Annotated in this window: 23 protein-coding genes; 13 read left to right on the top strand and 10 right to left on the bottom strand. The window is 61.3% G+C overall.

From position 1 onward, the window contains the following. Nucleotides 1–22: 22 nt before the first annotated feature. From ispF to WMQ00_RS06290, 3 genes are read right to left on the bottom strand one after another with little or no spacing between them, the layout of a single operon-like run. Nucleotides 23–505: a 2-C-methyl-D-erythritol 2,4-cyclodiphosphate synthase gene (gene ispF / locus WMQ00_RS06300; RefSeq protein WP_200288645.1), complete on the bottom strand. Its 483-nt coding sequence runs from the start codon at nt 503–505 to the stop codon at nt 23–25. Then, on the bottom strand, nt 498–1247 hold the full coding sequence (gene ispD, locus WMQ00_RS06295; protein ID WP_317001516.1) for a 2-C-methyl-D-erythritol 4-phosphate cytidylyltransferase: 750 nt from the start codon (nt 1245–1247) through the stop codon (nt 498–500). Before ispD ends, ispF begins: the two co-directional genes overlap by 8 nt. Then, nucleotides 1219–1803, bottom strand: coding sequence for a CarD family transcriptional regulator (locus WMQ00_RS06290; RefSeq protein WP_005325718.1), 585 nt, complete (start codon nt 1801–1803; stop codon nt 1219–1221). The genes ispD and WMQ00_RS06290 overlap by 29 nt, the downstream gene beginning before the upstream one ends. A 191-nt stretch (nt 1804–1994) precedes the next feature. Between WMQ00_RS06290 and WMQ00_RS06285 the strand changes: the two genes are divergently transcribed. Both WMQ00_RS06285 and radA read left to right on the top strand, forming a co-directional pair. Next, nucleotides 1995–2582: a hypothetical protein gene (locus WMQ00_RS06285; RefSeq protein WP_200288644.1), complete on the top strand. Its 588-nt coding sequence runs from the start codon at nt 1995–1997 to the stop codon at nt 2580–2582. Between the two features lie 73 nt (nt 2583–2655). Beyond that, nucleotides 2656–4017: a DNA repair protein RadA gene (gene radA, locus WMQ00_RS06280; RefSeq protein ID WP_259825268.1), complete on the top strand. Its 1362-nt coding sequence runs from the start codon at nt 2656–2658 to the stop codon at nt 4015–4017. 3 nt (nt 4018–4020) lie between these two features. On the opposite strand, the gene WMQ00_RS06275 is transcribed toward radA, so the two are convergent. Then, on the bottom strand, nt 4021–4713 hold the full coding sequence (locus WMQ00_RS06275) for a hypothetical protein (RefSeq protein ID WP_023019908.1): 693 nt from the start codon (nt 4711–4713) through the stop codon (nt 4021–4023). Between the two features lie 62 nt (nt 4714–4775). Continuing rightward, nucleotides 4776–5390, bottom strand: coding sequence for a carbonic anhydrase (locus tag WMQ00_RS06270; RefSeq protein ID WP_250410798.1), 615 nt, complete (start codon nt 5388–5390; stop codon nt 4776–4778). A gap of 35 nt (nt 5391–5425) precedes the next feature. Between WMQ00_RS06270 and WMQ00_RS06265 the strand changes: the two genes are divergently transcribed. Beyond that, nucleotides 5426–6286 carry an A/G-specific adenine glycosylase gene (locus WMQ00_RS06265; protein ID WP_340440785.1) on the top strand — a complete coding sequence of 287 codons (861 nt, stop codon included), beginning with the start codon at nt 5426–5428 and terminating at the stop codon, nt 6284–6286. A 56-nt stretch (nt 6287–6342) separates the two neighbouring features. Here WMQ00_RS06265 and WMQ00_RS06260 read toward each other — a convergent pair whose 3' ends face one another. Next, nucleotides 6343–6513 carry a DUF4236 domain-containing protein gene (locus tag WMQ00_RS06260; RefSeq protein WP_080970400.1) on the bottom strand — a complete coding sequence of 57 codons (171 nt, stop codon included), beginning with the start codon at nt 6511–6513 and terminating at the stop codon, nt 6343–6345. Nucleotides 6514–6580: 67 nt separating this feature from the next. Here WMQ00_RS06260 and WMQ00_RS06255 point away from each other — a divergent pair, with 67 nt between their 5' ends. Further along, the gene (locus WMQ00_RS06255; RefSeq protein ID WP_340440784.1) at nt 6581–7783 is read left to right on the top strand and encodes a lipase family protein; all 1203 of its coding nucleotides are present in this window, start codon (nt 6581–6583) and stop codon (nt 7781–7783) included. A gap of 89 nt (nt 7784–7872) precedes the next feature. On the opposite strand, the gene WMQ00_RS06250 is transcribed toward WMQ00_RS06255, so the two are convergent. Further along, nucleotides 7873–10623, bottom strand: coding sequence for an ATP-dependent Clp protease ATP-binding subunit (locus WMQ00_RS06250; protein WP_340440783.1), 2751 nt, complete (start codon nt 10621–10623; stop codon nt 7873–7875). A 222-nt stretch (nt 10624–10845) separates the two neighbouring features. Between WMQ00_RS06250 and WMQ00_RS06245 the strand changes: the two genes are divergently transcribed. Then, nucleotides 10846–12075, top strand: a complete 1230-nt coding sequence (locus WMQ00_RS06245; protein ID WP_200288640.1) for a serine/threonine protein kinase — start codon at nt 10846–10848, stop codon at nt 12073–12075. Between the two features lie 66 nt (nt 12076–12141). Here the strand turns inward: WMQ00_RS06245 and WMQ00_RS06240 are convergent, their stop codons facing one another. Beyond that, complete coding sequence (locus tag WMQ00_RS06240; protein WP_239208073.1) at nt 12142–13563, bottom strand: MDR family MFS transporter; 1422 nt, start codon at nt 13561–13563, stop codon at nt 12142–12144. A 111-nt stretch (nt 13564–13674) separates the two neighbouring features. On the opposite strand from WMQ00_RS06240, the gene WMQ00_RS06235 reads away from it, so the two are divergent. Genes WMQ00_RS06235 through crtI form a run of 3 tightly spaced genes read left to right on the top strand, consistent with a single transcriptional unit; the run spans nt 13675 to nt 17552 of the window. Further along, the gene (locus WMQ00_RS06235) at nt 13675–15111 is read left to right on the top strand and encodes a GuaB1 family IMP dehydrogenase-related protein (RefSeq protein WP_301716381.1); all 1437 of its coding nucleotides are present in this window, start codon (nt 13675–13677) and stop codon (nt 15109–15111) included. Between the two features lie 25 nt (nt 15112–15136). Then, nucleotides 15137–16012 carry a phytoene/squalene synthase family protein gene (locus WMQ00_RS06230; RefSeq protein WP_308766987.1) on the top strand — a complete coding sequence of 292 codons (876 nt, stop codon included), beginning with the start codon at nt 15137–15139 and terminating at the stop codon, nt 16010–16012. 10 nt (nt 16013–16022) lie between these two features. Next, nucleotides 16023–17552 carry a phytoene desaturase family protein gene (gene crtI, locus WMQ00_RS06225; protein WP_340440782.1) on the top strand — a complete coding sequence of 510 codons (1530 nt, stop codon included), beginning with the start codon at nt 16023–16025 and terminating at the stop codon, nt 17550–17552. Nucleotides 17553–17556: 4 nt separating this feature from the next. Here the strand turns inward: crtI and WMQ00_RS06220 are convergent, their stop codons facing one another. After that, complete coding sequence (locus WMQ00_RS06220) at nt 17557–18375, bottom strand: hypothetical protein (RefSeq protein WP_051138303.1); 819 nt, start codon at nt 18373–18375, stop codon at nt 17557–17559. Nucleotides 18376–18612: 237 nt separating this feature from the next. Beyond that, entirely contained in the window at nt 18613–20190 is a 1578-nt protein-coding gene (lysS, locus tag WMQ00_RS06215; RefSeq protein WP_086588204.1) for a lysine--tRNA ligase, read from the bottom strand. A gap of 190 nt (nt 20191–20380) precedes the next feature. On the opposite strand from lysS, the gene WMQ00_RS06210 reads away from it, so the two are divergent. The 5 genes from WMQ00_RS06210 to WMQ00_RS06190 all read left to right on the top strand — a co-directional run bounded on the left by WMQ00_RS06210 (nt 20381) and on the right by WMQ00_RS06190 (nt 26940). Then, nucleotides 20381–22483, top strand: a complete 2103-nt coding sequence (locus WMQ00_RS06210; RefSeq protein ID WP_340440781.1) for a PhoX family protein — start codon at nt 20381–20383, stop codon at nt 22481–22483. 221 nt (nt 22484–22704) lie between these two features. Next, a complete protein-coding gene (locus tag WMQ00_RS06205; RefSeq protein WP_340440780.1) occupies nt 22705–24417 on the top strand; it encodes a carbon starvation CstA family protein in 1713 nt (570 codons plus the stop codon). After that, nucleotides 24401–24658 (top strand): cory-CC-star protein, encoded by a 258-nt coding sequence (locus WMQ00_RS06200; RefSeq protein WP_034655984.1) that lies wholly within the window; start codon nt 24401–24403, stop codon nt 24656–24658. Before WMQ00_RS06205 ends, WMQ00_RS06200 begins: the two co-directional genes overlap by 17 nt. Further along, the gene (locus WMQ00_RS06195; protein WP_340440779.1) at nt 24649–25590 is read left to right on the top strand and encodes an ArsA family ATPase; all 942 of its coding nucleotides are present in this window, start codon (nt 24649–24651) and stop codon (nt 25588–25590) included. The genes WMQ00_RS06200 and WMQ00_RS06195 overlap by 10 nt, the downstream gene beginning before the upstream one ends. A gap of 51 nt (nt 25591–25641) precedes the next feature. Then, entirely contained in the window at nt 25642–26940 is a 1299-nt protein-coding gene (locus WMQ00_RS06190) for a C1 family peptidase (RefSeq protein ID WP_340440778.1), read from the top strand. Nucleotides 26941–26946: the final 6 nt, after the last annotated feature.

Genomic DNA, 26946 nt, shown 5'->3' with positions numbered 1-26946 from the left:
TGCGCGGGGTTAGTGCGGTGGGCTAGGCGCGCCAGACGACGGCCGTAGCAACCGCCGCACGCCCCTCCTTACGGCCGGTGAACCCCAGGTGGTCCGTCGTGGTAGCAGATACGGACACGGGGGCACCGAGGATTTCGCTCAGCACGGCCTCGGCCTCTTCGCGGCGCGGACCCATCTTGGGGGTCTGGCCGATGAGCTGGGCGGCGGCGTTGCCGATGATAAAGCCCTCAGATTCGAGGAGCTGGCGGCATTCGCGCAGCAACTTCGCGCCGGAAACGCCATCGTATTCGGGGCGGCCGACGCCCACGAAGGAGCCGAGGTCACCGAGGTGGGAGGCGGATAAAAGGGCGTCGACAAGCGCGTGCGCTACAACATCCCCATCGGAGTGGCCCTCGCACCCGTCAACGCTTTCGAAGAGCAGGCCGGCGATCCAGCAATCCTTGCCGGCCTCGATTTGGTGGGCGTCGGTGGCAATTCCAACGCGCGGGATAATCGGATTAGTCATGGGTCTCCTCGGTCAGGGCGTGGGCCAGGGTGAGATCGATGGGCGTGGTGATCTTGAAAGCCAGGGTATCGCCCGGCACGGTTGCCACGCGCTCGCCGTGCCATTCCATGAGGCTGGCGTCATCCGTGGCGGTAAATTCGGGCTGCTGGGCCCAATAATCGAGGTTGGCCTGGCGCAGCGCGGACAGGCGGAAGGCCTGCGGGGTTTGCACTGCGCGCAGGCGGGAGCGATCGGGGGTGCTCAACACGGCCTCATCCGCGACTTCCTTGATGGTATCGGCCACCGGAACCACCGGCACGGCCGCGGGAGCGCCTTCCAGCACCCGCTTGGCGACGCCCCGCACCATCGCCGGCGGCGTCAACGCACGGGCCGAATCGTGGATGAGCACCACGGCATCCTCGTCCGGGATTGCTTGCAGGCCGGCCCACACGGAATCGGCGCGCTCGCTGCCACCGTGAACGAGGCGAATCGGGGCGGCGCTTGCAGCGTCAGTAGCACCAACGGCGTCGATGCGGCCGATAATACGCGCGGCCTCAGCCTCCATGTCCGGGCTGACCAGGACGATAATTTCATCGACTACCCCGGAGGCCAGCAATGCTCGCACGGAGCGTTCCAGGAGGGTGCGACCGCGCAACTCGACATAAGCTTTGGGCACCTCGGCGCCGAGGCGGGTTCCCTGGCCTGCGGCCGCGATGAGCGCGATGACGCGCTGTTTAGTCTTCGTCGTCGAAGGAGAGGTCATCGAGATCGATGTCGTTGTCGATATCGGTGGTGATGGACTTATCATCTACCAATCCGGCGGCGCGGTGGCGCTCGATGGTGGCATCGATTTCTTCCATCATGGTGTCGGCCTTCTTCTCATCGACCGGCTTGGCCAGTGCGAGCTCACCTACCAGGATGGTGCGGGCCTTGCCAAGCATGCGCTTCTCGCCGGCCGAAAGGCCGCGATCCTGGTCGCGGCGCCACAGGTCACGCACAACCTCGGCGACCTTATTGATATCGCCGGAAGCCAGGCGCTCCTGGTTAGCCTTATAACGGCGGGACCAGTTGCCGGCCTCTTCGACGTCCTCGTCACGCAGCACGGAAAAGACCTTTTCTAGGCCTTCCTTGCCCACGACGTCGCGTACGCCGACGTTATCGGCGTTCTTGATGGGCACGCGGACGACCAGGTCGGACTGGTTGATGTGCAGCACCAGGTATTCGAGCGTCTCGCCACCCATTTCGCGGGTCTCGATATCCTCGATGACGGCCGCACCGTGGTGCGGGTAGACGACGACCTCGCCGACCTTATACTCCATTGCCACTCCTTGTGTTCCCGATTTATCCCGGTTGACTAAGGCCGCTATTTTATCACGCACGGCCGCCCCGACTGCGGATACCCCCGTATACCCCCACGGTCTACCCGCCCGATTTGGGACAACTGTGTACTTTATCGCGAAAGGGACTAGGCTAAAGCGTTGACAAGCCCTGTGATCGCAATTGATGGAGGATGCTCAACGTGCAGTCCCTGAAGTCCGCCGCCCGCCGCGGTGCCATTATTTCCGTTACCGCCGTCTCCGCTCTGGCGTTGGCTTCTTGCTCGGCGGGTCATGTCACCCAGACCGCTGAAAAAGTGGCTGCGGTCGATGGCGCTTCTGCAAGCACGGAAGATAATAAGGCTGCAGTTCGCGATGTCACCATCCTGGTAGAGCCGGACGGCACTGCTGCACTGAAGTTCAGCGCCATTAACCAGGGCTACGACACCGATGTCATTTCCTTGGAGTCCGTGAAGGTCGATGGCCAGCGCGTTGAGATGAAGCAGCCACAGCCGCTGCACCGCGATGAGTCCATCATCGCTGATTCTCAGAAGAACCTGGAAGCTAACCCCCAGCAGGATTCCGAAACCGTCCAGTACATCGCCACCAAGTTGAAGAATGATGACTTCGGCTACGCCGGTGACCGCCCGGTTACCTTCGAGTTCTCCAATGGCTCCATCGACGTAAACGCCACCATCGCTGCCACCCAGATGCAGTCCGGCGAGTTCGACCGCGACGTCGAGTCCTCCGAGGGCTACTCCTCCGAGGCTCCGGAGAACTAAGCCATACCACTTTCCTGCCCCGCTCCCAGCCCGCTTCGGGCTGGGAGCGTCTGTGTGTTTTAGGCTAGAAGCCATGGCCAAGAAAACCCGCCCCATCCATACCTGTTCCGAATGCGGCTACGTCTCGCCCAAATGGCTCGGGCGATGCCCGGACTGCGGTGCGTGGGGCACGCTGGAGGAAAAGGCACCGGTGGTGGCGGTGCCAGGGGCGTCGGCAAGCAAGGGCGTAGCCCCGTCGAGTCCGGCACAGCCGATTACCAAGATTGGGGCGCAGGCAACAAAGACGGTGCGCACCGGTATCGGCGAGTTGGATCGCGTGCTGGGAAGCGGCATCGTGCCGGGCTCGGTGGTGCTTATGGCCGGCGAGCCCGGCGTGGGCAAATCCACGCTACTGCTGGAAGTAGCCTCGCGGTGGGCACAGCTCGGCCGCACCGTGCTCTACGCGACGGCCGAGGAATCCGCCGGCCAGGTCCGCTCCCGCGCCGAGCGCACCGGCGCCTTGCAGGAAACTTTGTATTTGGCGGCCGAGTCCAACTTGGATGGGGTCTTCGGGCACGTCGATAAGCTGCAGCCTAGCCTCATCATCGTCGATTCGGTACAGACCATGCATGCCGTAGGTGTGGAGGGTGTATCCGGTGGCGTGGCACAATCGCGCGCGGTAACGGCCGCGCTGACGTCATTGGCGAAATCCACGGGCATTCCGGTGCTACTGGTCGGCCACGTCACGAAGGACGGCAACGTGGCCGGGCCACGCGTGCTGGAGCACCTTGTCGACGTCGTCTTAAACTTCGAGGGCGACCGCCAATCCAGCCTGCGCATGCTGCGCGGCATCAAAAATCGCTTTGGTGCCACCGACGAGGTGGGCTGCTTCGAGCAGACCTCCGGCGGCATTCGGGAGGTAGCGGATCCCTCCGGGCTATTCCTCTCGCACCGCGGTTCTACGCCGGATGGCTCGGCCGTGACGGTCGCGATGGACGGGGTGCGGCCGATTCTGGCGGAAGTGCAGGCGCTGACGGTGGACCCGGTGGCGAAAAACCCGCGGCGGGTGGTTACCGGGCTAGATTCCAACCGCGTGCCGATGGTGCTCGCGGTGCTCCAGGCCCGCGCCGGCCAGCGCACCAATGATAAAGATGCCTACGTCGCCACGGTCGGCGGCATGCGCATTACGGAAACCGCGACGGATTTGGCGGTGGCGTTGGCGACGTGGTCCTCGTTGCACGAGCAACCGCTGCCGGCCAAGACGGTTGTCATTGGCGAGGTGGGCCTGGCCGGCGAGTTGCGTCCAGTGCCCAATGTGGAGCGGCGCTTAATGGAGGCCGCGCGGCTGGGTTATAAGAACGCGATTGTCCCACGCGGGGAAATCGAGCCAGTAGACGGCATTCGCGTCCACCAAGCTGGGACGCTAGGGCAGGCCATCGCTGCGGTGGCGGGCTAGCGCCTAGCGCAGCGTGAAGTCCTGCGGCGGGGAGGAGTTATCGCCGATGATGGTGTGGGCGAAGTAGGCGCCTGGCTCAGCCGCGGGGCGATTGGTGCATTCGCCCGGCTTGGAGGCTTGGCGGGACCATTCGGCCTCGAATTTTACGTCCTTGCCGGCCGGGAAAGTCTGCGAGCCGGTCTGCACGGAAGCATAGCAATCCGTATCGGACCACACGCGCTCGTTATCGGCCATCTTGTAGACCTCGAAGCGCAGCAGGTTCTTGTCTAGGTCGATTTTGCAGTCTGCGGCCGTGGGGTTGGTGACTGTCATGAAGAACTTCGGCAGTTCGCCCTCCGGCACGGAGTAATTCAACATGGAGGTGCGCACCTGGAGGTCTGCCAGGTCGCAGGTCTTTTTTGCGGCTTCGGAGCTCGCGGCCGCGGAGCTGGACGGCTCGCTTTCGGCAGACACGCTTTCCGACGCCCCCTCGGCCGACGCCTCCGCGGAGGTCGCGGAGGTTTCTGGGGCGGCAGAAGATGCGGTCTGCTCCGGCGTAGGCGCGGGTGCGGCGGTATCGGCCGGCTCATCGCTGCTGCCCCCGAAGGCAGCCACAGCCGCCCAGATCAGCACCACGACCAGCACGAGTACGATAATGAGCGCCGCTACTCGTCGGCGCTTGTAGATCTCTTCAGGTAGGGGCTTTTTCTGCGTCACGCTGTCAATTTTAAGCGGTCGGTGCGGGCCGGTGCGCTAAGCCGGCGCCGCGTGTCAGGCTGCTACTTCACGCCGAGGGTCTGCAGGGTTTCCACGCTGGAGTCCTCCAGCAGGTAGCGCGCGCCAATAACGCCCAGGGCGCCCTCGTCCAATAGGCGACGCACGTTGGGAACACTGGCGACTAGTTGGGCGACGGTCTGGCGGGTGTGTTCCCGCTCGACGTCGTCAGTCGTGGCATTCGGGCCCGCCACCAAGGCGGAGGCGGCGACTTTCTCAATAATGGGTCGCTGCAGGCCGGTGGGTAGCTCGCCGCCAGCCACGAAGCCGGTAGCCGCGCCCACCGCGCCACAAGATTGATGGCCGAGGACCACCAGCAGGTTGGGTTTGAGGGCGGCAAGGGCGTAGTCGAGGGAGGCTAGGACGGCGTCGTCAAGAATGTGGCCGGCGGTGCGAATGACAAAGGCATCGCCGAAACCGATATTGAAAACGTGCTCGATAGGGGCGCGAGAATCGGAACAGGAAATGACCACCACGCGGGGATCTTGACCATGGGTCAGGCCCTCGCGGTTATAAATCTCGCGCACGTCGACGGTCTCGCCGTCCAGCACGCGCTGATTTCCCGCCTGGAGGGCTTCCCATACGGCCTGCGGTTCGTGGGCAACATTACGTAAAGGCATAGACCACATTCTAATGCCCTAGACTATCTCCCACGATGGATTCGCAAGCTCTTCTTTCCTGGTTCGATGCCAATGAACGCGACCTGCCGTGGCGCCGGCCTGGCACGAGCGCGTGGGGTGTGCTGCTCAGCGAGGTCATGAGCCAGCAAACCCCGGTCGCGCGCGTGGCTCCGGTGTGGGAGGAATGGATGCGGCGCTGGCCCACCCCGGCGGACTTTGCCCAGGCCACCCGGGCGGAGGTACTGCGCGCCTGGGGAAAGCTGGGCTATCCGCGGCGTGCGCTGCGCCTGTGGGAGTGCGCGGCGGCCATTGGCGAGGGTGAAGTACCGGCGGACGTCGATAAGCTGCTGCGCCTGCCGGGCATCGGTGACTACACCGCGCGGGCCGTGGCGTGCTTTCACTTTGGGATAAACGTGCCGGTGGTCGATACCAATGTGCGCCGGGTGTATGCGCGCGCGGAGGACGGTAGGTTCTTGGCGCCGCAACCGTCGAAGCGGGAATTAGCGGCCGTGGCGGAGCTGTTGCCGGCCGAGAATGGGCCGCGCTTTTCGGCCGCGCTCATGGAATTGGGAGCGCTGGTGTGCACGGCGAAGAATCCCGCCTGCGAGCAGTGCCCGCTGCGCGCGAGCTGTGCGTGGCAGCTCGCTGGCCGGCCGCAGCCCAGTGCAGAGGAGCAGGCACGGGCGAAAAAGCGCGTGCAGAAATTCGTCGGCACGGACCGACAGGTGCGCGGCAAGATTCTGGACGTGCTGCGCGCGGCGGAGCGGCCAGTACCGCAGTCCGAGATTGACGTGGTCTGGCCCGATGCGGCACAGCGCTCCCGGGCGTTGGCTTCGCTGCTTGCCGACGGCCTCGCCGAGCAAAACGACGCTGGCCTGTTCCACCTACCCATTTAGGCGACTAATAATGGTCGGCTATAATCGCAGGTCGCGATCCAGGGCGTGTGATCTGGTTAACGCCATCGGCCGCGGAAATTGAATCCGCCCGGCAGGTTCACCCACATGCCGCCGCGGGAATTAAAGGTGACCGGCCCTACCTTGGTAGACATCGACGCGCCGGATCCAGAGACGTTGATCCAGCTATTCTTGCCGGTCTTTTTTCGTGAACGATACTGAAGTCCCATAAGCATTTATTTTAGCAATTTCACTTCCACCGTTCCTACTACCCAGTAGGTTTTGGATGTGGAAAAGATGTGCATCAGACTTTTAGCCGTTTGTTCGCTCTTTCTCGGTTCCCTGCTAGTTCCACCTGCAGCGCAGGCTGCGGTAACCTCAGCGCGGCCATCGCCGCACGTACTCGACGGAGTCGGCCGCGGACAGGTATTCACCTATGACACCACCACGGATAGCGGTCAGCCGATTCAGGCCTCGGCAACGTTGTATGAGCCAAATGCGCCGTGGCGCGGTAAAGGCGAACGCCCCACCATCATCTTTGCGCCCGGCACCCGCGGCGCCGGCGACCAGTGCGCACTATCGCGGGCAGGCATGGGGCTAGGCTCGGTAGGGCTCAGCAAGGTCGGCTCCCCCACCATCAATGCCAACTACGAATACGGCTTTTACATGGGTGCGCTCCACCATGGTGCGCGGGTGATCGTCGCGGATCTCATCGGCTTAGGCATGCCAGGGCACCACACCTATGTCAATCACATTGAGGAAGCGCACGCCATGCTCGATGCCGCCCGTTCCGGATTGGAGCTAGCCCACGCTCCGAAAGACGCCCCTATCGGCTTTGCGGGCTACTCGCAAGGCGGCGGCGCCTCGCTAGCCGCAGCGGAGTTCGCCGATTCTTATGCACCTGAGCTCAACGTGGTCGGCACCTACTCCGGCGCCCCGCCGGCTGACCTACCCAAGGTAATGAAAGCTATCGACGGTTCTTCCATCGTCCACGTGCTGGGATACGCCATCAATGGCTTTGCCGAGCGCGACCCGCAGTTCCGCGACGCAGTACTAGAAGAGCTCAACCCTCGCGGCATCGACTTCTTGCGCTCGGCGGCCACCAGTTGTACGGGTGACTCCATCCTCATGTGGGGTTTCAGCAATACCCGCCAGCTCACTCGCGCCGGGGAATCGCTGTCTGAGCTAGTAGAGCGCAAGCCCATTATCAAAGAAACCTTGCTGCGGCAGAACCAGCGCAAGCACCCGCTGAAGGGCTCGGCGATGATCGCTAGCTCGCCACATGATGGCCTCATTCCACACCAGCAGGTCCGCGCAGCCGCCGGGGCATATTGCCAGATGGGTGGAACCGTGGACTTCATAGCCGCGCCCGGCACCGCGACAATTCCAGGTGCAGGCGCCGACCACGCTTTACCGCTCTACATCAACGTCCCGGTGGGCTTGAAGTACCTCTTTGATCGCTTCGACGGGAAACCGGCGCCGTCCAATTGTGCTGGCTAGAGATCCCGAGCATAAGAAAACTGCACGCAACGAAAAACCACCCAGCCTCGCAGAAAGCGAGAAGCTGGGTGTCTTATTTATTTTCCGGCTTACATCGGCTGGCCGGCGCCTGCTGGCGGCGGGTTATGGCCATCGTCATCGGAGTCGGTGTCGGACTCTAGGTCGGTGCCGGCGGCGGTGGAACCGCCGTCGCCTGGGACATCTGGGGTGATGGTGTCAGGCTCACTGGAGTCGGTGGACTCTGTGTCGTTGTCGCGCACCTCGGTATCGTCCAGCTGAGGCTCCTCAGTCTCTTCCGGCAGAGGCTTCGGGCGCGGGCTGAAGGTGAACGTCGCGCGCGTATTGTCCTTGGACTCGCCGTCCCAGCCCTCGACGTCGACGGTGATGATCTCACCGGCGCCGATTTCGCCGAAGAGGATCTTTTCGGAGAGCTGATCCTCGATCTCGCGCTGGATGGTGCGACGCAGCGGACGAGCACCCAATACTGGGTCGAAGCCACGCTTGGCCAGGAGGTTCTTGGCCTTGTCCGTAAGCTCGATGCCCATATCGCGCTCCTCCAGCTGCTTGGCCACGCGGCCGATGAGCAGCTCGACCATTTCCACAATCTGCTCCTGAGTGAGCTGGTGGAAAACAACGATGTCATCGATACGGTTCAAGAACTCCGGGCGGAAGTGCTTCTTCAGCTCGTCGTTGACCTTCTGCTTCATCCGATCGTACTGAGCATCCGCATCATTTTCGGAAGAGCCAGTAAAGCCCAAGCCCACCGGCTTCGAGATGTCCTGGGTACCCAAGTTCGACGTGAAGATGAGAACGGTGTTCTTGAAGTCAACAACGCGACCCTGGCCGTCGGTAAGCCGGCCATCCTCTAGCACCTGCAACAAGGTGTTGTAGATCTCCTTGTGGGCCTTCTCAATCTCATCAAAAAGCACGACGGAGAATGGCTTGCGGCGAACCTTCTCGGTAAGCTGGCCGCCCTCTTCGTAGCCGACGTATCCCGGAGGGGCACCGAAGAGACGAGAAGCGGTGAAGCGGTCGTGGAATTCGCCCATATCGATCTGGATGAGGTCATCATCCGAACCGAAGAGGAAGTTAGCCAGGGACTTCGACAGCTCGGTCTTACCCACACCGGACGGGCCGGCGAAGATGAAGGAGCCGGATGGACGGCGCGGGTCCTTGAGGCCTGCACGCGTGCGACGGATGGCGCGGGAGACGGACTTGACCGCCTCGTCCTGGCCAATGATGCGCTTGTGCAGCTCTTCTTCCATGTTGAGCAGACGGTTGGATTCCTTCTCCGTCAGCTTCAGGACAGGGATGCCGGTCCAGTGCGCCAGCACCTCTGCGATCTGGTCCTCGCCAACCTCGGCGATTTCCTCGAGGTCACCGGAACGCCACTGCTTTTCCTTCTCAGCGCGCTCCTCGCCCAGCTTGCGCTCCTTATCGCGCAGGCCAGCTGCCTTTTCGAAGTCTTGGGCATCGATGGCCGCTTCCTTTTCTTTGCGGACCTCCGCGATGCGGTCATCGACCTCGCGTAGGCCCTTTGGCGCGGTCATGCGCTTGATGCGCATACGCGCACCAGCCTCATCAAGAAGGTCGACGGCCTTATCCGGCAAGAAGCGGTCATTGATGTAGCGATCCGAGAGGGAAGCTGCAGCGTGCAGCGCCTCATCGGTATAAGACACGCGGTGGTGAGCCTCGTACTTATCGCGCAGGCCCTTCAGAATCAAGAAGGTGTCATCCAGGGAAGGCTCGTCTACCTTAACCGGCTGGAAACGACGCTCGAGGGCGGCGTCCTTTTCGATGTGTTTGCGGTACTCATCCAAGGTGGTAGCACCGATGGTCTGCAGCTCGCCACGGGCCAGCTTTGGCTTGAGCAAGGAAGCTGCATCGATAGCACCTTCAGCAGCACCAGCACCGACCAAGGTGTGGATCTCATCGATAAACAAGATGATATCGCCGCGCTGGTTAATCTCCTTGAGGACCTTCTTCAGGCGTTCCTCGAAGTCACCGCGGTAACGAGAGCCGGCCACCAGGGAGCCTAGGTCAAGCGAGTAGAGCTGCTTGTCCTTGAGGGTTTCCGGGACCTTGCCGTTGACGATGTCGAGCGCCAAGCCCTCGACCACGGCGGTCTTACCAACGCCCGGCTCACCGATGAGCACCGGATTATTCTTCGTGCGGCGAGAGAGCACTTGCATAATGCGCTCTACCTCGGACTCGCGGCCAACGACAGGATCAAGCTTGCCGTCCTTGGCAGCCTGGGTGAGGTTGCGGCCGAATTGATCAAGCACCAGGGAATTGGAACGCTCACCGGAACCACCGGAGCCGCCACGAGCGCCGGCGCCAGCACCTGCACCGACTGGACCGGAGCCTTGGCCATTGGAGGAGCCGCCCTCCTGCTGGCCGCCTTCGTAGCCGGACAGCAACTGGATAACCTGCTGGCGCACGCGTGGCAGGTCGGCGCCGAGCTTGGTCAGCACCTGCGCGGCGACGCCATCGCCCTCGCGAATGAGACCCAGCAGCAAGAACTCAGTACCGATGTACTTGTGTCCCATCTGCAGGCCCTCACGCAGGGAGAGCTCAAGAACCTTCTTGGCACGTGGAGTAAAGGGGATGTGGCCGGTGTGTGGCTGGCTACCCTGGCCGATGATTTCCTCGACCTCACGGCGGACATCCTCCAGGGAAATACCCATGGATTCCAGTGCCTTGGCAGCGACGCCTTCGCCTTCATGGATAAGGCCGAGCAAGATGTGCTCGGTGCCGATGTAATTGTGGTTAAGCATGCGTGCTTCTTCCTGCGCCAAAACGATGACGCGGCGAGCACGATCGGTAAACCTCTCGAACATGATTCCCCTATACTTTCGCTTCTAATGTGTCACCCACTCTAACGCGGCAATCCGCCGATCATTTCCGGTTTTACTCCCAGATGCCCGCAATACCGCGATAATTCCCCATCTTCGCAGCTCACACGGGTGTACGCCGGTAGCGAACAGGGGCACGGGCATGTAATCTGGAATCGTTTTATTGTTCCCCGCCCCTCTTCCGCACTGTTTAAGGAAATCTCCACCGTGCCGCAACTTCCTGAGTTCTTCGCCACCCAACACAACCTGCACGAATTGGCAGTAGTGGATGAAGCTCCTTCCTCTACACTCTTTGCCGTGGAAGACGGGGCCACGCACCAGCCGCTGAGCGTGGAGATTTTCGCCCCAGGAATCACCGGCATGGTGGAAAAGTCCACCGCGTTACATGGATTGCATCACCCGGCTATCGCACCGCTGGTAGGCACGGGCACTACCGCAGACGGGCAAGAGTTTATTGTGCGCGAGGGGTTTGTCGGCACCCAGCTTTCGCAAATACCCAATAATCTCAGCCGCACGGACGCGGCGGAGATCTTTGGCCCCCTGGCCGGTGCGGTGGACTTTTTGATCTCTCGCAAGCAGGCAGACTTTGCGGTCCATGGGCTAAGGGAGGCCCGGGTGGGCGTCGACAAGCAACGGCAGATTTCGGTACTGGCCGCGGCCGGCCCGTCTCCCGAGGAGCACGGCGAAGCGGTAGAGGCATTCGAGCAACTCGTCGCGCGCAAGTGCCCGGACTATAAGGCCACCGGCACGGCGGATAGCGCCAAGGATGTGGTGGCGCATCTGCGCCCGCAGGGAGAGTTCGATACCGCGCAGATCCCGCGCGTGCAAGCCCCCGAACCGCGCCCCCAGCAGCAATTCGCCCCGCCGCAGCCACAGCCACAGCCGCAGCCGCAGCAGCAGGCGATGGCCCAGCCCATGGGGCAGCAACCCATGGGGCAACAGCCCATGGCGCCAGCGCCGCAGAAGAAGGGCAAGGGCGGTCTCATTGCGTTGATTAGCGTGTTGGCGGTGGCCGCGATTGCTGCCGCGGCGGCGCTGTGGTTCTTCTTGTCCTACCCCAGCTGGAATGACAAAGAACAAAACCTGGCGGATGCGTACCCGAACCTGGTGAGCTCCCGTAGTGGCCAGGAGGGCTTCGATGGGGCAAAGTGTTCCTCGCGTGAGCCGGAGTCTGGCCAGGAGGCCAAGATTTCCTGCGTGGGCGATGGGTTTAGCTATATCGTGACCTACTACCCCAGCATAGAAGAGCGCGATGCCATGCTTCCCGACGCCGAGCCGGTGGAGCTTTCCAATGACCAGTGCACCATCCAAAGCTATGAGACCACCGCGGATGTTCCTACCTACGTCATGGCCGTTGAAGGCACCCAATCCGCGTTCCTCGTGTGGGGCGATAAGGCTGAAAACGAGCGGCTGAACCTGCCGCTGTGCGCCTCTTAAATCGCACTCTCAGAGTTTCCGGCCCGCCGCGCATAGCGTGTGCGGGCCTTATGCCTGTCCTAGTGGCTACTCCGTCGACGGCACGCGCTTGAGGAAGGGGGCCAGCACAATAACCACCAGCGAGAGCACGCCTGCAAAAAGGAATGCCCAGTGCGCACCGTGAGCGGTGGCAGCAGCATCATTCATGCCTTGTGCCAGGCCAGCCTTGGTGCCACGGCTAAGGAACGTCATCAAAAAGGCAGTGCCGGCCGCGCCCGCCAGCTGCTGCAAAGTATTAAGGATGGCGGAGCCGTGTGAGTAGAGCTCATCCGGCAGGGAGGCCAGGGACGTCGTCATCAGTGGCGTCATCATGAGCGCAATGCCGAGGGCGAATAGGACGTGCATAGCAATGACCATCCACACAGCGCTGTCCTCAGTGAGCAGGGTCATCAGCCACGTACCCGCGGCAAGGAGAAGGGCACCTGGAATCATCAGCGGACGGGGCCCGTGGACATCATAGAGGCGGCCTACCATCGGGGAGATGCCGCCTTGCAGCAAGCCGCCGGGCATGACGACGAGCCCGGTGACCAGGGAACTTACCGCCAAAGAGGTCTGCAGGTAGATGGGCAGGACATTGACCACGCCAAGCAATAGCCCGAACATCAAAAGCATGCCGAGTACCGCCACGGTGAAGTTCGGAACCTTAAATGGTCGCATATCCAGCAGGGCGCGATTGTCTTTAGCCAGGCGCACTTGCCGGAGGGTAAAAAGCGCCAAGGCCACTAGTCCTATGGCGAGGACGAGGATGTCTATGAGGCCTTCGCCCTCCAGAATATTTTCTAGGGACGATACGGCATATACCAACCCGCCAAAGGCAAGGACGGACAAAATAACTGAGGGGAAATCCAGCGGGGTATCGCGTTTATCGCCCACGTTGACTAGGCGGAGGTAGCCGGCGACGCCGATGAGGCCGAGCAGCGGAACCATGGTCCAGAAGATGACGTGCCAGGTGAACATGCTAAGAACCAGACCACCCACCGTAGGTCCGAGCGCCGGGGCCACGGAAATGACCACGGAGATAATGCCCATGACGCTGCCGCGACGCTGCGGCGGGACGAGGGTCATCGCCACCGTCATCAAGGTGGGGATCATCAACGCAGTACCCGCCGCTTGGAAAACGCGCCCCACCAGCAAGATGCCGAAGGCTGGGGCGAGTGCCGCAAAGACTGTACCGGCAAGGAATACACCCGCGGAGGCGAGAAAGATCTGGCGGGTGGTGAATTTATCCATGAGAAAGCCGGTGGTCGGGATGACCACGCCCATGGTGAGCAGGAAACCGGTAAGCAACCACTGGGCGGAGGTAGCCGGGATGTCAAAGTCCGCCATGATGGCAGGCAATGCCACCGAAAGGGCGGTCTCGTTCAGGATCATCACCATCGCACCAAGGACGAGGATGGTGAGGTTGATTTTTACCTCTGCGGAAATGTGCGGATCTGGTTTCTGAGACACCCAGATAGGATACTGAGGCCGCCGATATGGGGAAAGTCGGGGAGTATAATTTTAATGTCTTCCTCCGCGCGGTCAGACCGCGCCACCCGAATATATAGAGAGGCCATCCCAGTGCGTTTTCTCCAGGATTCCCGCCCGCCGTACGAATTGACCTATTCCGATGTGTTCATGGTGCCCAGCCACTCCGAGGTGGGCTCGCGCCAGTCGGTGGATCTCACCACTGAGGACGGCACTGGCAATACCATCCCGCTCATCGTGGCCAATATGACCGCCGTGGCCGGTCGCCGCATGGCCGAGACCATCGCGCGCCGCGGCGGGCTCACTATCCTGCCACAGGACCTATCCCTGGATGCGGCCGCAGAGACCATCGCCTCCGTGAAAGCGGCTGACTTGGTCTATGACACCCCCATTATCGTGAAGCCGCACCATACCGTGGGCTATACCAGCAACCTTTTGCACAAGCGCGCTCATGGCGCGGCCATCGTGGTCGACGGGGACATGCCCATCGGCATTATCACACCGAAGGATCTGCGCGGGCAGGATAATTTCACCGCCGTCGGCCAATTGATGACCACGGATCTGGTAACGCTGCCGGTGGGCATTGACCCACAGGAGGCCTTCACCAAGCTGCGCAAAACCTCGCGGAAGTTGGCACCGGTGGTCAACCCGGATGGCACCCTGGCCGGAATCCTCACCAGGAAGGGGGCGGTGAGGGCGAAGATGTATAAGCCGGGCGTCGACAAGCAGGGCCGGTTACACATTGGTGCGGCCGTGGGCATCAACGGCGATGTGGAAGGCCGCGCCCGTGCCCTAGCGCAGGCGGGAGCCGACGTCCTAGTCATTGATACCGCACACGGGCACCAAGACAGCATGCTCAGCGCGCTGCGCAAGGTAAAAGCGCTGGACTTGGGGCTTCCCATTGCTGCCGGCAATATCGTCACAGCGGAGGGCGTGCGCGAACTGGTGGCCGCCGGCGCGGACATCATCAAGGTCGGCGTGGGCCCAGGCGCGATGTGCACCACCCGCATGCAAACGGGTGTGGGCCGCCCGCAATTCTCGGCCGTCCTGGAGTGCGCTGCGGCAGCCCGCGAGGTTGGCGCCCACGTCTGGGCCGATGGCGGCGTGCGCGACCCGCGCGATGTCGCTCTTGCTCTGGCCGCCGGTGCCTCCAATGTCATGATCGGCTCCTGGTTCGCCGGAACCTTTGAATCCCCAGGTGACCTGCACAAGGACGCCGATGGCGCCTTCTACAAGGAATCCTTTGGCATGGCTTCGCGCCGGGCAGTGCGCGGCCGCAACTCCGATACGGAGGCCTTCGAGCGCGCCCGCCGCGAGATGTTTGAAGAGGGGATTTCTACCTCTCGTATCTACCTCGACCCCGAGCACGGCGGCGTGGAGCATCTAGTGGACCGAATCATTTCTGGCGTCCGTTCCTCGTGCACTTACGCCGGCGCCAATTCCTTGGCTAGCTTCCACGAACGCGCCACTGTGGGCGTGCAGTCCGCCGCCGGGTTCGCGGAGGGGCAGCCGCGCGCCACGAACCGTTAATAGGCTGCATGCTACGTTGACAGATATGCTAACTCGCTATGACCAAGCGGCCTCCCGCGCGGCCGCACAGGTTATGGGGCGCTACTCCACCAGCTTCTCGCTGGCCACGCGGCTCTTGCGCGGGCGGGTGCGCGCCGATATCCGCCACTTATACGCGGTGGTGCGCATTGCCGATGAGCTTGTCGACGGCGCCGCTGCCCAAGCCCACACCGACCCCGCCGCCGCATTGGATGCCTACGAGAAAACCATCCTGGCCGCACCGCAGCAGCGACTGCACACGGATCTCGTGGTCCACGCTTATGCCTTAACCGCGCGTCGCTGTGGCTTCCCCCGCGAGTACCTTGCTGCCTTCTTTCACTCCATGCGCGCGGATCTTAAACAACGCGAGTATTCTTCGGCCGAGCTGCAAGACTATATCTACGGCTCGGCGGAAGTCATTGGGCTTTTGTGCCTACAGATTTTCCTAGCCGAGGAAAGCGTTTCACCCGCCGACCGCACTGCCATGGAACGCGGCGCCCGCGCGCTAGGTTCGGCATTCCAGAAGATAAACTTCCTGCGTGATTTGGGCGAGGATAGCTCTACTTTGGGGCGCACCTATTTTCAGCAGGCCCCATCCGGCCGGATTGATGAGGCCACCAAGTCCGCGCTCATCACAGAGATCCGCCAGGAGCTTGCTACCGCCGCGCTCACCATCGACTTGCTACCTGCCTCCGCACGGGTTGGTGTGAGCGCGGCGGCGGATATCTTTGCCGAGCTGACCAATCGCCTCGCCGCAACCCCTGCTACGGACCTCGCCACCACGCGCGTATCCGTGCCCAACCACACCAAGGCTTGGTTAGCGGCCCGCGCAGTGCGCCGCCTCGGCCACAGCAAGCACGCCCCACACCCAGCCGAAGATTAAGGAGAATGTCATGCACGCCGTCGTCATCGGAGCCGGCATCGCTGGACTCGCCACCGCCGCCTTGCTCGGCCGCGAAGGATACGAGGTCACCGTGGTGGACTCGCTGGATGAGGTGGGAGGCCGCGCCGGCAGCTTTGCAGAAGACGGCTTTCGCTGGGATACGGGCCCGTCCTGGTATCTCATGCCCGAGGCTTTCGATCATTTCTTTGCGCTGTGCGGCACCTCTACCGAGGCGGAGCTAGATCTGGTGGACCTCTCCCCCGCCTACCGTGTTTTTCACGGGGATGCACCCGTAGACGTGCACTCCGGTATCGAGGAAGTCACCGCGCTGTTCGAGTCCTTGGAACCCGGCGCGGGAGACAAGGTCCGGCAGTACTTGGCGCAGGCCAGCGATACCTATGACATGGCACTCGAGCACTTCCTCTACACCACCTTCTCCGCGCCGCTCAATTTGGTGCACCGCGATATTCGCGCCCGGCTTTCTCGCCTCGTGGCTCTGCTTTCGGCAAACCTGCAGCAGCACGTGGGCCGTAGCTTTGCTGATGCCCGCCTGCGCCAGATTCTGAGTTATCCGGCGGTCTTTTTATCCTCCGAGCCGGCCGCCGCCCCAGCCCTATATTCCCTGATGAGCCACACCGACCTGGTGGAGGGGGTGCGCTACCCACAAGGTGGTTTCGCCGCCGTGGTCCAGGCCGTCTACCGACAAGCGAAGAAGTTTGGCGCCACCTTCCGTTTGGGCGAGGAGGTTACCTCCATCAAGGTATCTAATCGGCAGGTAACGGGCGTGCGCACGAACAAGGGCGCCATCCACGCCGATATCGTGGTCTCCGCAGCGGACTTGCACCACACCGAGACCCAGCTTTTGCCGCCGCAGCTGCGCACCTACCCGGAGCGTTACTGGGGTCGGCGCAATCCGGGCCTGGGTACCGTGCTCATCTTGGCCGGGGTGAAGGGCAAGCTGCCCGAGCTGGCACACCATACGTTGCTCTTTAGCAAGGACTGGGATCCGGATTTCCGCGCCGTCTATTCCGGCCCAGAGCCCTCCCGGCCGTTGGGGGCCTCCGAGTCCATCTACGTGTCCAAGACCTCCGCCACCGACCCAAGTGTCGCCCCCGAGGGCCACGAAAATCTCTTCATTCTGGTGCCGGTGCCGGCCGCGGAGGCGCCCGGGTTTGGCAATGCCTATCACGCTGAGGAGTCCGAGCGCGTTGCTGCGATTGCCGACGCCGCCCTCAACCGCATCGCGGCCACGGCCGGAGTGCCGGATTTGCGAGAGAGGGTCGTCGTCAAGCGCACGCTCGGCCCGGCCGATTTTGCCGAGCGCTACCATGCCTGGTCGGCCGGCTCCATCGGACCGGCACACACGCTGCGACAGTCGGCGTTTTTGCGCGGACGCAATGCCTCACGCAAGGTAAACGGCCTCTACTATGCGGGGGCTACCACCGTGCCGGGCGTCGGTGTGCCAATGTGCCTGATTTCGGCCGAGAACATCATTAAGCGCCTGCGGGGCGATAAATCCGCCGGCCCACTCGTGCGCTAAAAACTTAGATATCCAGGAGAACTACTCGCCCGCTGCCACTCGAATCCACGCATTTGGGCAAGCGGTTTTCCGGCTTTGCGTCATCTAAGAACTTTGGCGCGGATACATCGCACGCCCAACCTTCGAGCCTGAGGAAGCCGCGGGTATTTACTTCCTCCGGCTTAAAGTCGTGGTTCACGTAGCTATCTACGACCTGCATAGCTTTGGTGCAGTTCGTGCCATCGACTTGCACGTAGACGTTCTTTCGTCCCCATTTTGTATCCATCTGCCCACATATAGTGCCCATTTTGGCGTTGCCATTGGAATCGGGCTTAGGTGGGAAGGTATCGGAGTAGTACTGACCGTTGTCTTTTACGGTGAAATGATGTCCCTTCGCTGTGACCGTGAACTCATCCGAGTTTGGTGCCTCGAAGGTAACGCCTTCAATTTCTACCTTCTCCCCTGCCTTGAGCTGTTTCGACGGAGTCATATCACCTGGATCCACCGCGCCAGATGGGAAGAATCCCTCCCCCTTTTTGAAGCTGACCATATTAGCCTCCCACTGCGGCTGGTTTGGGTCTGGCATTAGGGGTGGATCTGCGAACTGCACGGTGCACCACGGGCCTGCGGAGAGCTCTTTAAAGGAGCACGAAACTTTTCCATCGGGACTTTTAACTCCCCACGCCTTCGACTGCGCGTATTCGGGGCCCTTCGCCAAAAAGTCCTCGGCCGAACGCATGGTCAGCCCCGAGGAATCCACCTTCTTTTCTGATTCGGTAGTTTCTTCCGCTGTGCTCTCTGGGGAGGAAGCTTCCGCCGAGCTAGTTGCGGTGCTTTCGGTCATCCGTGGACGGAATTGGGGCGCTTCCTCGTTACTGTCAGCAGAGGAACATGACGCAAGCCCAACGGCCAATACAGGTAGGGCAAGGATAGGGAGAATTCTTTTCATGCCTCGCATTTTTCCATGCGGTGAGAAACTGCGCTGGTCTTTTGCAGCAGGGGTGCAGGAACGAACATGAGCAGGAAATAGCAAAGCCGTCAGCCCGCGCGGGCTGACGGCCAAGCGATAGGACGCTAGGTGCTACTTCTGCTCGGGTTTGACCAGCGGGAAGAGCACGGTTTCGCGGATGCCCAGGCCAGTCAAGGCCATGAGTAGACGGTCCATGCCCATGCCCGTACCGGCTGTAGGCGGCATGCCCTGCTCCATAGCCGCGAGGAAGTCCTCATCCAGCACCATGGCCTCATCATCGCCACCGGCGGCCAGGCGGGCCTGATCCTCAAAGCGCTCGCGCTGGATAACCGGGTCCACGAGCTCGGAGTAGCCGGTTGCCAGCTCGAAACCGCGCACGTAGAGGTCCCACTTTTCGGTCACGCCCGGCTCGGAACGGTGCTGGCGGGTCAACGGGGAGGTCTCAACCGGGAAATTCTTGACAAAGATAGGGCCTTCGAGCTGGTCCTCGCACAGGACCTCCCAGATTTCCTCGACCAACTTGCCGTGGCCCCAGCCGCCGTCCTTAGGGACGTCGAGACCAATGACGTCTGCAATGCCCTTGAGCGTCTCGACGTCAGTATCGATGGTGACCTCCGGCTGGCCCGGGAACTTACGCTGCAGGGCCTCATTCAGGGAGGGGTACATCTCGATTTCCGGCCATTCTTCGCCACCGAAATCGAACTCGGTGCCATCGGCAAGGGTGACGGTGGTCGAGCCGAAGACATCGCGGGCAACAGCCTGGATGGACTCACGCGTCATGCGGGCACAATCGTTGTAATCGCCCCACGCAGCGTAGGTCTCCAGCATGGCGAACTCTGGCGAGTGGGAGCGGTCAACGCCCTCATTGCGGAAGTTGCGGTTGATTTCAAAGACGCGGTCAATGCCGCCCACGACCGCGCGCTTCAAGTACAACTCTGGAGCGATGCGCAGGTAGAGGTCAATATCCAGCGCATTGGAGTGGGTGATAAACGGGCGAGCGGCTGCGCCACCGTGCAGGGTCTGCAGCATCGGGGTCTCGATTTCTACAAAGTCCTGGCTTTCCAGGTAATTGCGCAGCGCGCGCATGACCTTGACGCGAATCATGGCGTTCTTGCGGGCATCTTCGCGGATAATGAGGTCGTTATAGCGCTGGCGCACGCGGGTATCTTCAGCCATATCGGCGAAGGACACCGGCAACGGGCGCAAGGACTTAGCGGCCATGGTCCATTCGGAGACCATGATGGACAGCTCGCCGCGGCGCGAAGAAATCACGCGGCCGCGCACGGAGATGAAATCGCCCAAGTCGACGTCGGACTTCCAGGCGTCGAGACGCTCTTTGCCTACCTCTGCGAGGGAAAGCATGGCCTGCACCTGGGTGCCATCGCCATCTTGCAAGGTGGCGAAGCACAGCTTGCCGGTATTGCGCATAAAAATAAGGCGACCGGCAATGGCATGGGTGACCTCGGTTTCCTCACCAGGGGCCAGGTAGGTTACGCCCTCTTCGTTGCCAGGCTCTTCGCCTTCAGCCACGACGCGGAAATCATGGCGCAAATCCTTTAAAGAGATGGTGCGCTCAACGGTTACCGGGTAGGCCTCTACGCCGGATTCCAGCAGGCGATCGCGCTTTTCGCGGCGGATGCGCAGCTGCTCAGGGACATCGTTTACTTCATTATTCTTCTGCTCGCTCACGTTAGCCAAGGGTAGTCGATCCCCACCGCAGCACGCGATTTAGCCCACGCCACCCTCTCCCGGGAAAGGATTTACGCATAATTCACTTCACTGTCACCTCGGGGTCAACACACAGTTACGAAGATGACCTTTTATATATGACTGTCCCCATATGTAATCAATATTTTTCGACATTTTTGGAGCACTACCCATGGCGCTTAAGGGCCGCAATCTTCTCTCTAGTCTCTTCACATCCTCTCGTTCCAGCCTGACTTGCACCTACAAGTGCGGTAATGCCTGCTTTGGAGAGTGCGAGAACAAGTCCGATAACCCGTACTTCGGTGACCAGTTCTCCCGTCGTACCGCCCTGCGCGCGGGCAGCCTGTCCGTCGTAACCGTCGGCGGCGGCGCCGCGCTGGCTGCCTGCTCTAGCCCAGACGATGCTTCTACTGAGGCGTCTTCTTCCGAGGGCAAGGGCGGCAAGACCTCTGAGGCGAACGTCGAGCTAACCTCCGCAGAGGGCATGAAGTTTGACCCAGTACAGCCGAATGAAAAGGACGAAGTAGTCATCCCGGATGGCTACGAGCAGTCCGTGCTCATCGCGTGGGGCGATCCGCTGTTTAAGGACGCGCCGGAATTCGATGACAAGAATCAGACCGCCGAGGCAGCAGAGAAGCAGTTCGGATTCAACAATGACTTCGCCGGCCTCATCGAGCACCCGGACGATGACAACCGCCTTATCTACGTTTGCTCCCACGAGTACACCACCGAGCCGCAGATGTTCCCCAACTACGATGCGGACAACCCCACCGAAGAGCAGGCCAAGATTGGCTGGGCTGGCCACGGCCACTCCATCGTGGAAGTATCCAAGGTAGGAAACACCGGTGAGCTCAAGCGCGAGTTTGGCCCGCTCAACCGCCGCATTACCGCCACCACCGAATTCACCTTGGTCGGCCCGGCTGCCGGTTCCGATTTTGTAAAGACCTCCGCCGATAAGACGGGCAAGAAGGTCAAGGGCACTCTGAGTAACTGCTCCGGTGGCATCACCCCGTGGAACACCATGCTCTCCGGCGAAGAGAACTTTGACCAGTACTTCGCTCACGCCAAGCTGGATGACAAGAAGGCGCAGGAGTCCCTAGAGCGCTTCGGCATGGAAGATGGCGAGTCCCAGCGCAAGTGGGAGCGCTTTGATAAGCGTTTCGACGTCTCCAAGGAGCCGAACGAGCCGAACCGCTTCGGCTGGATCGTCGAGATTAACCCACTAGATCCTAAGTCCACCCCGGTCAAGCACACCGCTCTGGGCCGATTCAAGCACGAGGCCGCCAACATCCACATCGCCTCCGATGGCACCGTGGTGTGCTACGCCGGCGATGACTCCCGCTTCGAGTACATCTACAAGTTCATCTCCACCAAGAAGTACAAAGAGGGCGACATCGAGCACAACCTCACCATCTTGGACCACGGCACCTTGTACGTAGCCAAGGTAGAGGGCAACTCCCCAGCCGACGAGATTGACGGCTCCGGCGTACTGCCCGAAGACGGTGCCTTCGACGGCGAGGGCAAGTGGATTAAGCTGCTGACCTCCGATACGGAAAACAATAAGTTCGAGTCCCACGTCGACGGCATGTCTGCAGAAGAGGTTGCGGTCTACACCCGTGAGGCCGCCGATAAGGTGGGCGCGACCAAGATGGACCGCCCTGAGGATATGCAGGTCCACCCAGACTCGGAGAAGGTCTACGTTGCCCTGACCAACAATAAGTACCGTGGCGCTACCGGCGAGAACGCCAAGAAGAACAAGGAAGAGCCTATGGAATGGGCTCCTATCAAGGAGAACAAGAACGGCCTGGTCATGGAGATTGAAGATGCCCACGCTGGCGAGAAGTTCACCTGGAACCTCTTCTTGGTCTGTGGCGATCCGAAGGAGGCTAATACCTACTTCGGTGGTTTTGACAAGGAGAAGGTCTCCCCGATTTCCTGCCCGGATAACCTGGCCTTCGATAGCCACGGCAATCTGTGGATCTCCACCGACGGTAACGCGTTGGAGTCCAACGATGGCCTCTACGCGGTGACCACCGAGGGCGATACCCGCGGTGAGCTGAAGTGCTTCCTTACCGTTCCGGCAGGTGCCGAGACCTGTGGCCCCATCGTCACCGATGAGCGCGTGATGGTCAACGTCCAGCACCCAGGTGAAACCGATGATGCCACCTTTGAAAAGCAGACCTCTCACTGGCCTGACGGTGGCAAGTCCACCCCACGCCCGGCAGTGGTTGTGGTGTGGAAGAAGGACGGCAATATCGGCGTCGATAAGAAGTAACCACCACCTGGTTTAAGTACCCACCACGCGGCCCTTGTTCCTGCTCGAGCAAGGGCCGCGCTTTCGTCTATCCACGGCGACTGAACCAAAAGTCTCCGGGTACCCTTCAAATATAAATCCACCCATCGGTCTCCCCCACAGGCAAACACATATGTGAGTTATGGCATACTATTCGCACGTGTGATGCACGCCACCTGCCCGTCTATGAGGAGACACACACTATGAACTCTCTTGTCCTCGCCGTCATCGGTATCGCGATGATGGTCGCCGGCTATCTGCTCTACTCCAAATTCCTAGGGCGAAGAATTTTCCGGCTATCCCCGAATTACTCCACCCCGGCCCACACCATGGAAGACGGCGTGGATTATGTCCCGACCAATAAATACGTCCTGTGGGGGCACCACTTCACTTCCGTAGCGGGTGCAGCACCGATCATCGGTCCTGCCGTAGCCGTTATCTGGGGCTGGGTACCGGCCTTTCTCTGGGTGACCATCGGCACCATCTTCTTCGCAGGTTTGCACGATCTCGGCGCTCTGTGGGCCTCCCAACGCCACAAGGGCCAATCCATTGGTACCTTGTCTGGGCGCTATATCGGCAAGCGCGGGCGCAACCTCTTCCTCATCGTCATTTTCCTGTTGCTTTTGATGGTGAATACTGCCTTCGCAGTGGTCATCTCCAACCTGTTGGTATCCACTCCCACGGCCGTCATTCCCACGTGGGGCGCCATCGCCGTCGCGCTACTTATCGGCCAAGCCATCTACCGCCTGAAGTGGAACCTACCGCTGGTATCTATCGTGGGTGTGATCGCGCTCTACGCGCTGATGATCATCGGTGACCGCGTTCCCGTGGTCTTGCCGGATACCGTCCTGGGGATTCCCGCCAATGGCGTGTGGATCATCTTGCTATTCATCTACGCCTTCATCGCTTCGATGCTGCCAGTATGGGTGTTGCTGCAGCCACGCGATTACATCAACGGCCTACAGCTTTTCGTAGGTTTGGCCATCTTGTACGGGTCTTTCCTTATCACTCGGCCCTCGATTATGGCGCCAGCGTTGCGCGATAACGTACCAGACGGCACCCCGGGCATCTTTCCGCTGCTCTTTGTCACTATCGCCTGCGGCGCCGTCTCCGGTTTCCACGGCGTGGTGGCCTCCGGCACCTCTTCCAAGCAGGTGGATAAAGAAACCGACGTGCGCTTTGTGGGCTACTTCGGCGCCGTGGGCGAGGGCCTGCTCGCACTGGGCACCATCATCGCTACTACCGCTGGCTTCAAGACCGCCGCGCAGTGGGAAGAAATCTACTCCGAGTGGAACGCCGGCGGCGTGGATGCCTTCGTGCAAGGCGGCGGCGCGCTCATGAATGAGGGCTTGGGTATTCCTACCTCGCTTTCCGGCACCATCTTGGCCACCATGGCCGTGCTTTTTGCGGCCACCACTATGGACTCGGGTGTGCGCCTGCAGCGTTTGGTGGTCCAAGAAATCGGCGAAATCATAGGCGTACGCATCAAGGCTTTGGCCGCCACCGTCATTGCGGTGAGCTTGGCCTTTGGGCTGACCTTCTCCGCCGGCGTGGATGGCTCGGGCGGCATGACCATCTGGCCGCTATTCGGCACCACCAACCAGCTCATGGCAGGACTCTCCTTGGCCATCGTGGTAGTCATCCTCACCCACTTACGTCGGCCGACGTGGCCAGTGGTCATCCCGCTCATCTTCGTTACCGCCATGTCCCTGTGGGCCGCGCTCCTGCAGCTAAAATCGCTATTTACTAGCCAGAACTGGCTGCTGTTCTGCATGGACGCCATCATCGTGGTGGCCACCATCTGGGTCATTGTGGAGGCCGTCGGTGCCATCTCTCGTGCCCGCAAGGAGGCTCCACTGGAGTGGTCCGATGCTGATCTTGACGCCCCGCTGCCCGAGCATGCTCGACAAGCTTAGGGCTTTCGGGGCCGGTCTCAACGAGTTCTACCAGGCCCCGTACCGCGCCAGTTTTGCCAGGGCTCAGCAGCAGGAAGACGATCTCTTCATGATGCTGGTGGCCTCGGAGGCTCTGGGCATTCCCAACCCGGCCAGTTACTACACCCTGGAGCTTTTGCCGTTGGTCTATGAGGATTTCCACGCCTGGCATACGCGCATGGGAATGGAAAGATCCCCGCTGGAGAATATTCAATGTTGTTAGAGACCGCCCCCATCATGTTCTTTGGCGGCAAGGGCGGGGTGGGCAAGACCACCTTGGCCACCGCCACCGCGCTGCGCCTGTCCCGTGATCACCGCGTCTGCTTGGTCTCTACGGACCCAGCGCACAACCTGGGGCACATCTTTGGCACCGCGCTTGGCGATGCCCCCGTGCCCCTCACCCCTTCCCTCTCCGCCATCGAGATCGACCCGGCGCGCGCCACGGAACAACATCTTGCGCAGGTAGGTTCTGCGATGCGCCGTTTCATGCCCGAGCATCTGCATGGCGAGGTCACAAAGCACCTGGACTTGGCCCGGCAATCGCCCGGCACGCAGGAGGCAGCACTATTGGAGCGTATCGCGGCGCTCGTCGGCGAAGAGTCCGACGTCGATTTCCTCATCTTCGATACCGCCCCGTCTGGGCATACCTCGCGGCTGATGGCTTTGCCAGAAATCATGGCCGCCTATACCGATGGGTTGCTTTCCCGGCGCGAGAAGTCCGATAAATTTGGCTCACTGGTACGCGGAATGTCGCCCGGCAACAGCGCGAATAATGACCCCGTGGACCGGCGCAATCAGGAAATTCGCGCCACTCTTTTCCAGCGGCGCGAGCGCTTTTCCCAGCTGCGCGCGGCGCTGACTTCACCGCGCACGGTCTTCCATATTGTCCTTACCGCCGAGCGCCTGCCCGTACTCGAGTCAGCCGAGTTCCACGCGGACCTCACCGGAAATGGCGTGCGCGTGGGGTCCATGCTGGTTAACCGCCGTACCCCTGCCAACCAGGGAGAATTCCTCGCCGCCCGTCGCGCGGCCGAAGATGAGGCGCTCGCACTTCTGCGCGCCAAGCTCCCGCAGACCCCAGTGCGCGAGGTTCCGTGGCTGCCGGAGGAAGTGGGGACTCCGGGGGCCGTCGAAAAGCTGGCGGAATTTCTCTAGCTCTTCTCCCAACCAGCCCCATCAGGATTTCTAGTCTGCTAAAACCGAAATATGACTTTGCTCACCAAGGAATACCTGTCCCAGTTGCGCAAGGAGGCTGCGGCCGATTCACGGCTGCGGCTGGCCCGCAACGCCATCACCAACGTTGGCGCGGCCAAGGCGGCGCTTGACCGCGACCGCATTACCGCCTTATACCCCACCACGGAAACCAAGCTGGATAGCTTGGATGTAACGGATCAAAAGCGTTCCGGCCGCTGCTGGATGTTCGCTGCGTTAAACGTCTTCCGCCACCGCGCTGCGCAGGAACTCAACGTAGATAATTTCGAGTTTTCCTTCACCTATCTGCAGTATTTTGACAAGCTGGAGCGGGCCAACCTGGTTCTCAATCAGCTGCTGGATAAAAAGGACGCTGGTTGGGATGAGCGCACCGTGGCCGCAGTGCTCGACCACGCTGGAGCCGACGGCGGCTGGTGGTGCTTCTTTAGCAACCTGGTGGCCAAGTACGGCGTGGTACCTGCCGAGGTCATGCCGGAGGTCCGCTCGTCTGGACATACCGCGGAAATGAACCGCGATCTCGCCACGGTGGTGCGTCGCGCCGCCGCGCTAGATGGCCCGCGCGAGGACATCCTTGCTCAGGCACGCAAAGATTTCCACCGCATCCTGGCCATCCACCTGGGCACCCCGCCCGAGGAATTTACCTGGGCGTATCGCACCAAGGACGAGCAATTCGTGCGCCTGCACTCCACCCCGCGCGAGTTTGCCAAGAAATACCTACCCCACCTCGACGAGTTCGTGGTGCTGGCTGATGACCCCCGTTCCACCAACCCCAAGCATCGCGTATTTAGCAGCGCTGATGAAAGCAATGTGCTGGGTGGCGCGCCACAAGAGTACTTAAACGTCACCGTGGAAGAGCTCAAGGAGACCGCCAAGCGCAGCCTAGCCGCCGGCGAGCCGGTGTGGTTTAGCTGCGACGTCAACCGTCAATTCTCTTTCCTCAACGGCGTATGGGACGAGGGACTGGTGGATACCGATGGCCTCTACGGCATCGATTCCACCATGACTAAGGAGGAGCGTTTTACCTCCGGCGAGACCGCGCCTACCCACGCGATGGCGCTCACCGGTGTGGATGGGGACCGAGCTTGGCGCGTGGAGAACTCTTGGGGCTCCAAGCCACCACGCAAGGAAGACGGCGAGGATGTGCCCGGCAAGGGCTTTGCCACCATGTCCGATGCCTGGTTTGACCAGAACGTCTTCCACATCGCCGTGCGCAAGGAGCACCTGAGCGATGAGCTTTCTCAGGCGCTAGATACCAAACCGATTGAGCTTCCCCTCTGGGACCGGATGAACTAAGGAGAA

This window comes from Corynebacterium sp. KPL2825, assembly GCF_037908445.1.
Lineage (GTDB): Bacteria > Actinomycetota > Actinomycetes > Mycobacteriales > Mycobacteriaceae > Corynebacterium > Corynebacterium kefirresidentii.
Note: the sequence above shows the minus strand (reverse complement) of the source record. Positions and strands in the feature narration are given on the sequence as shown.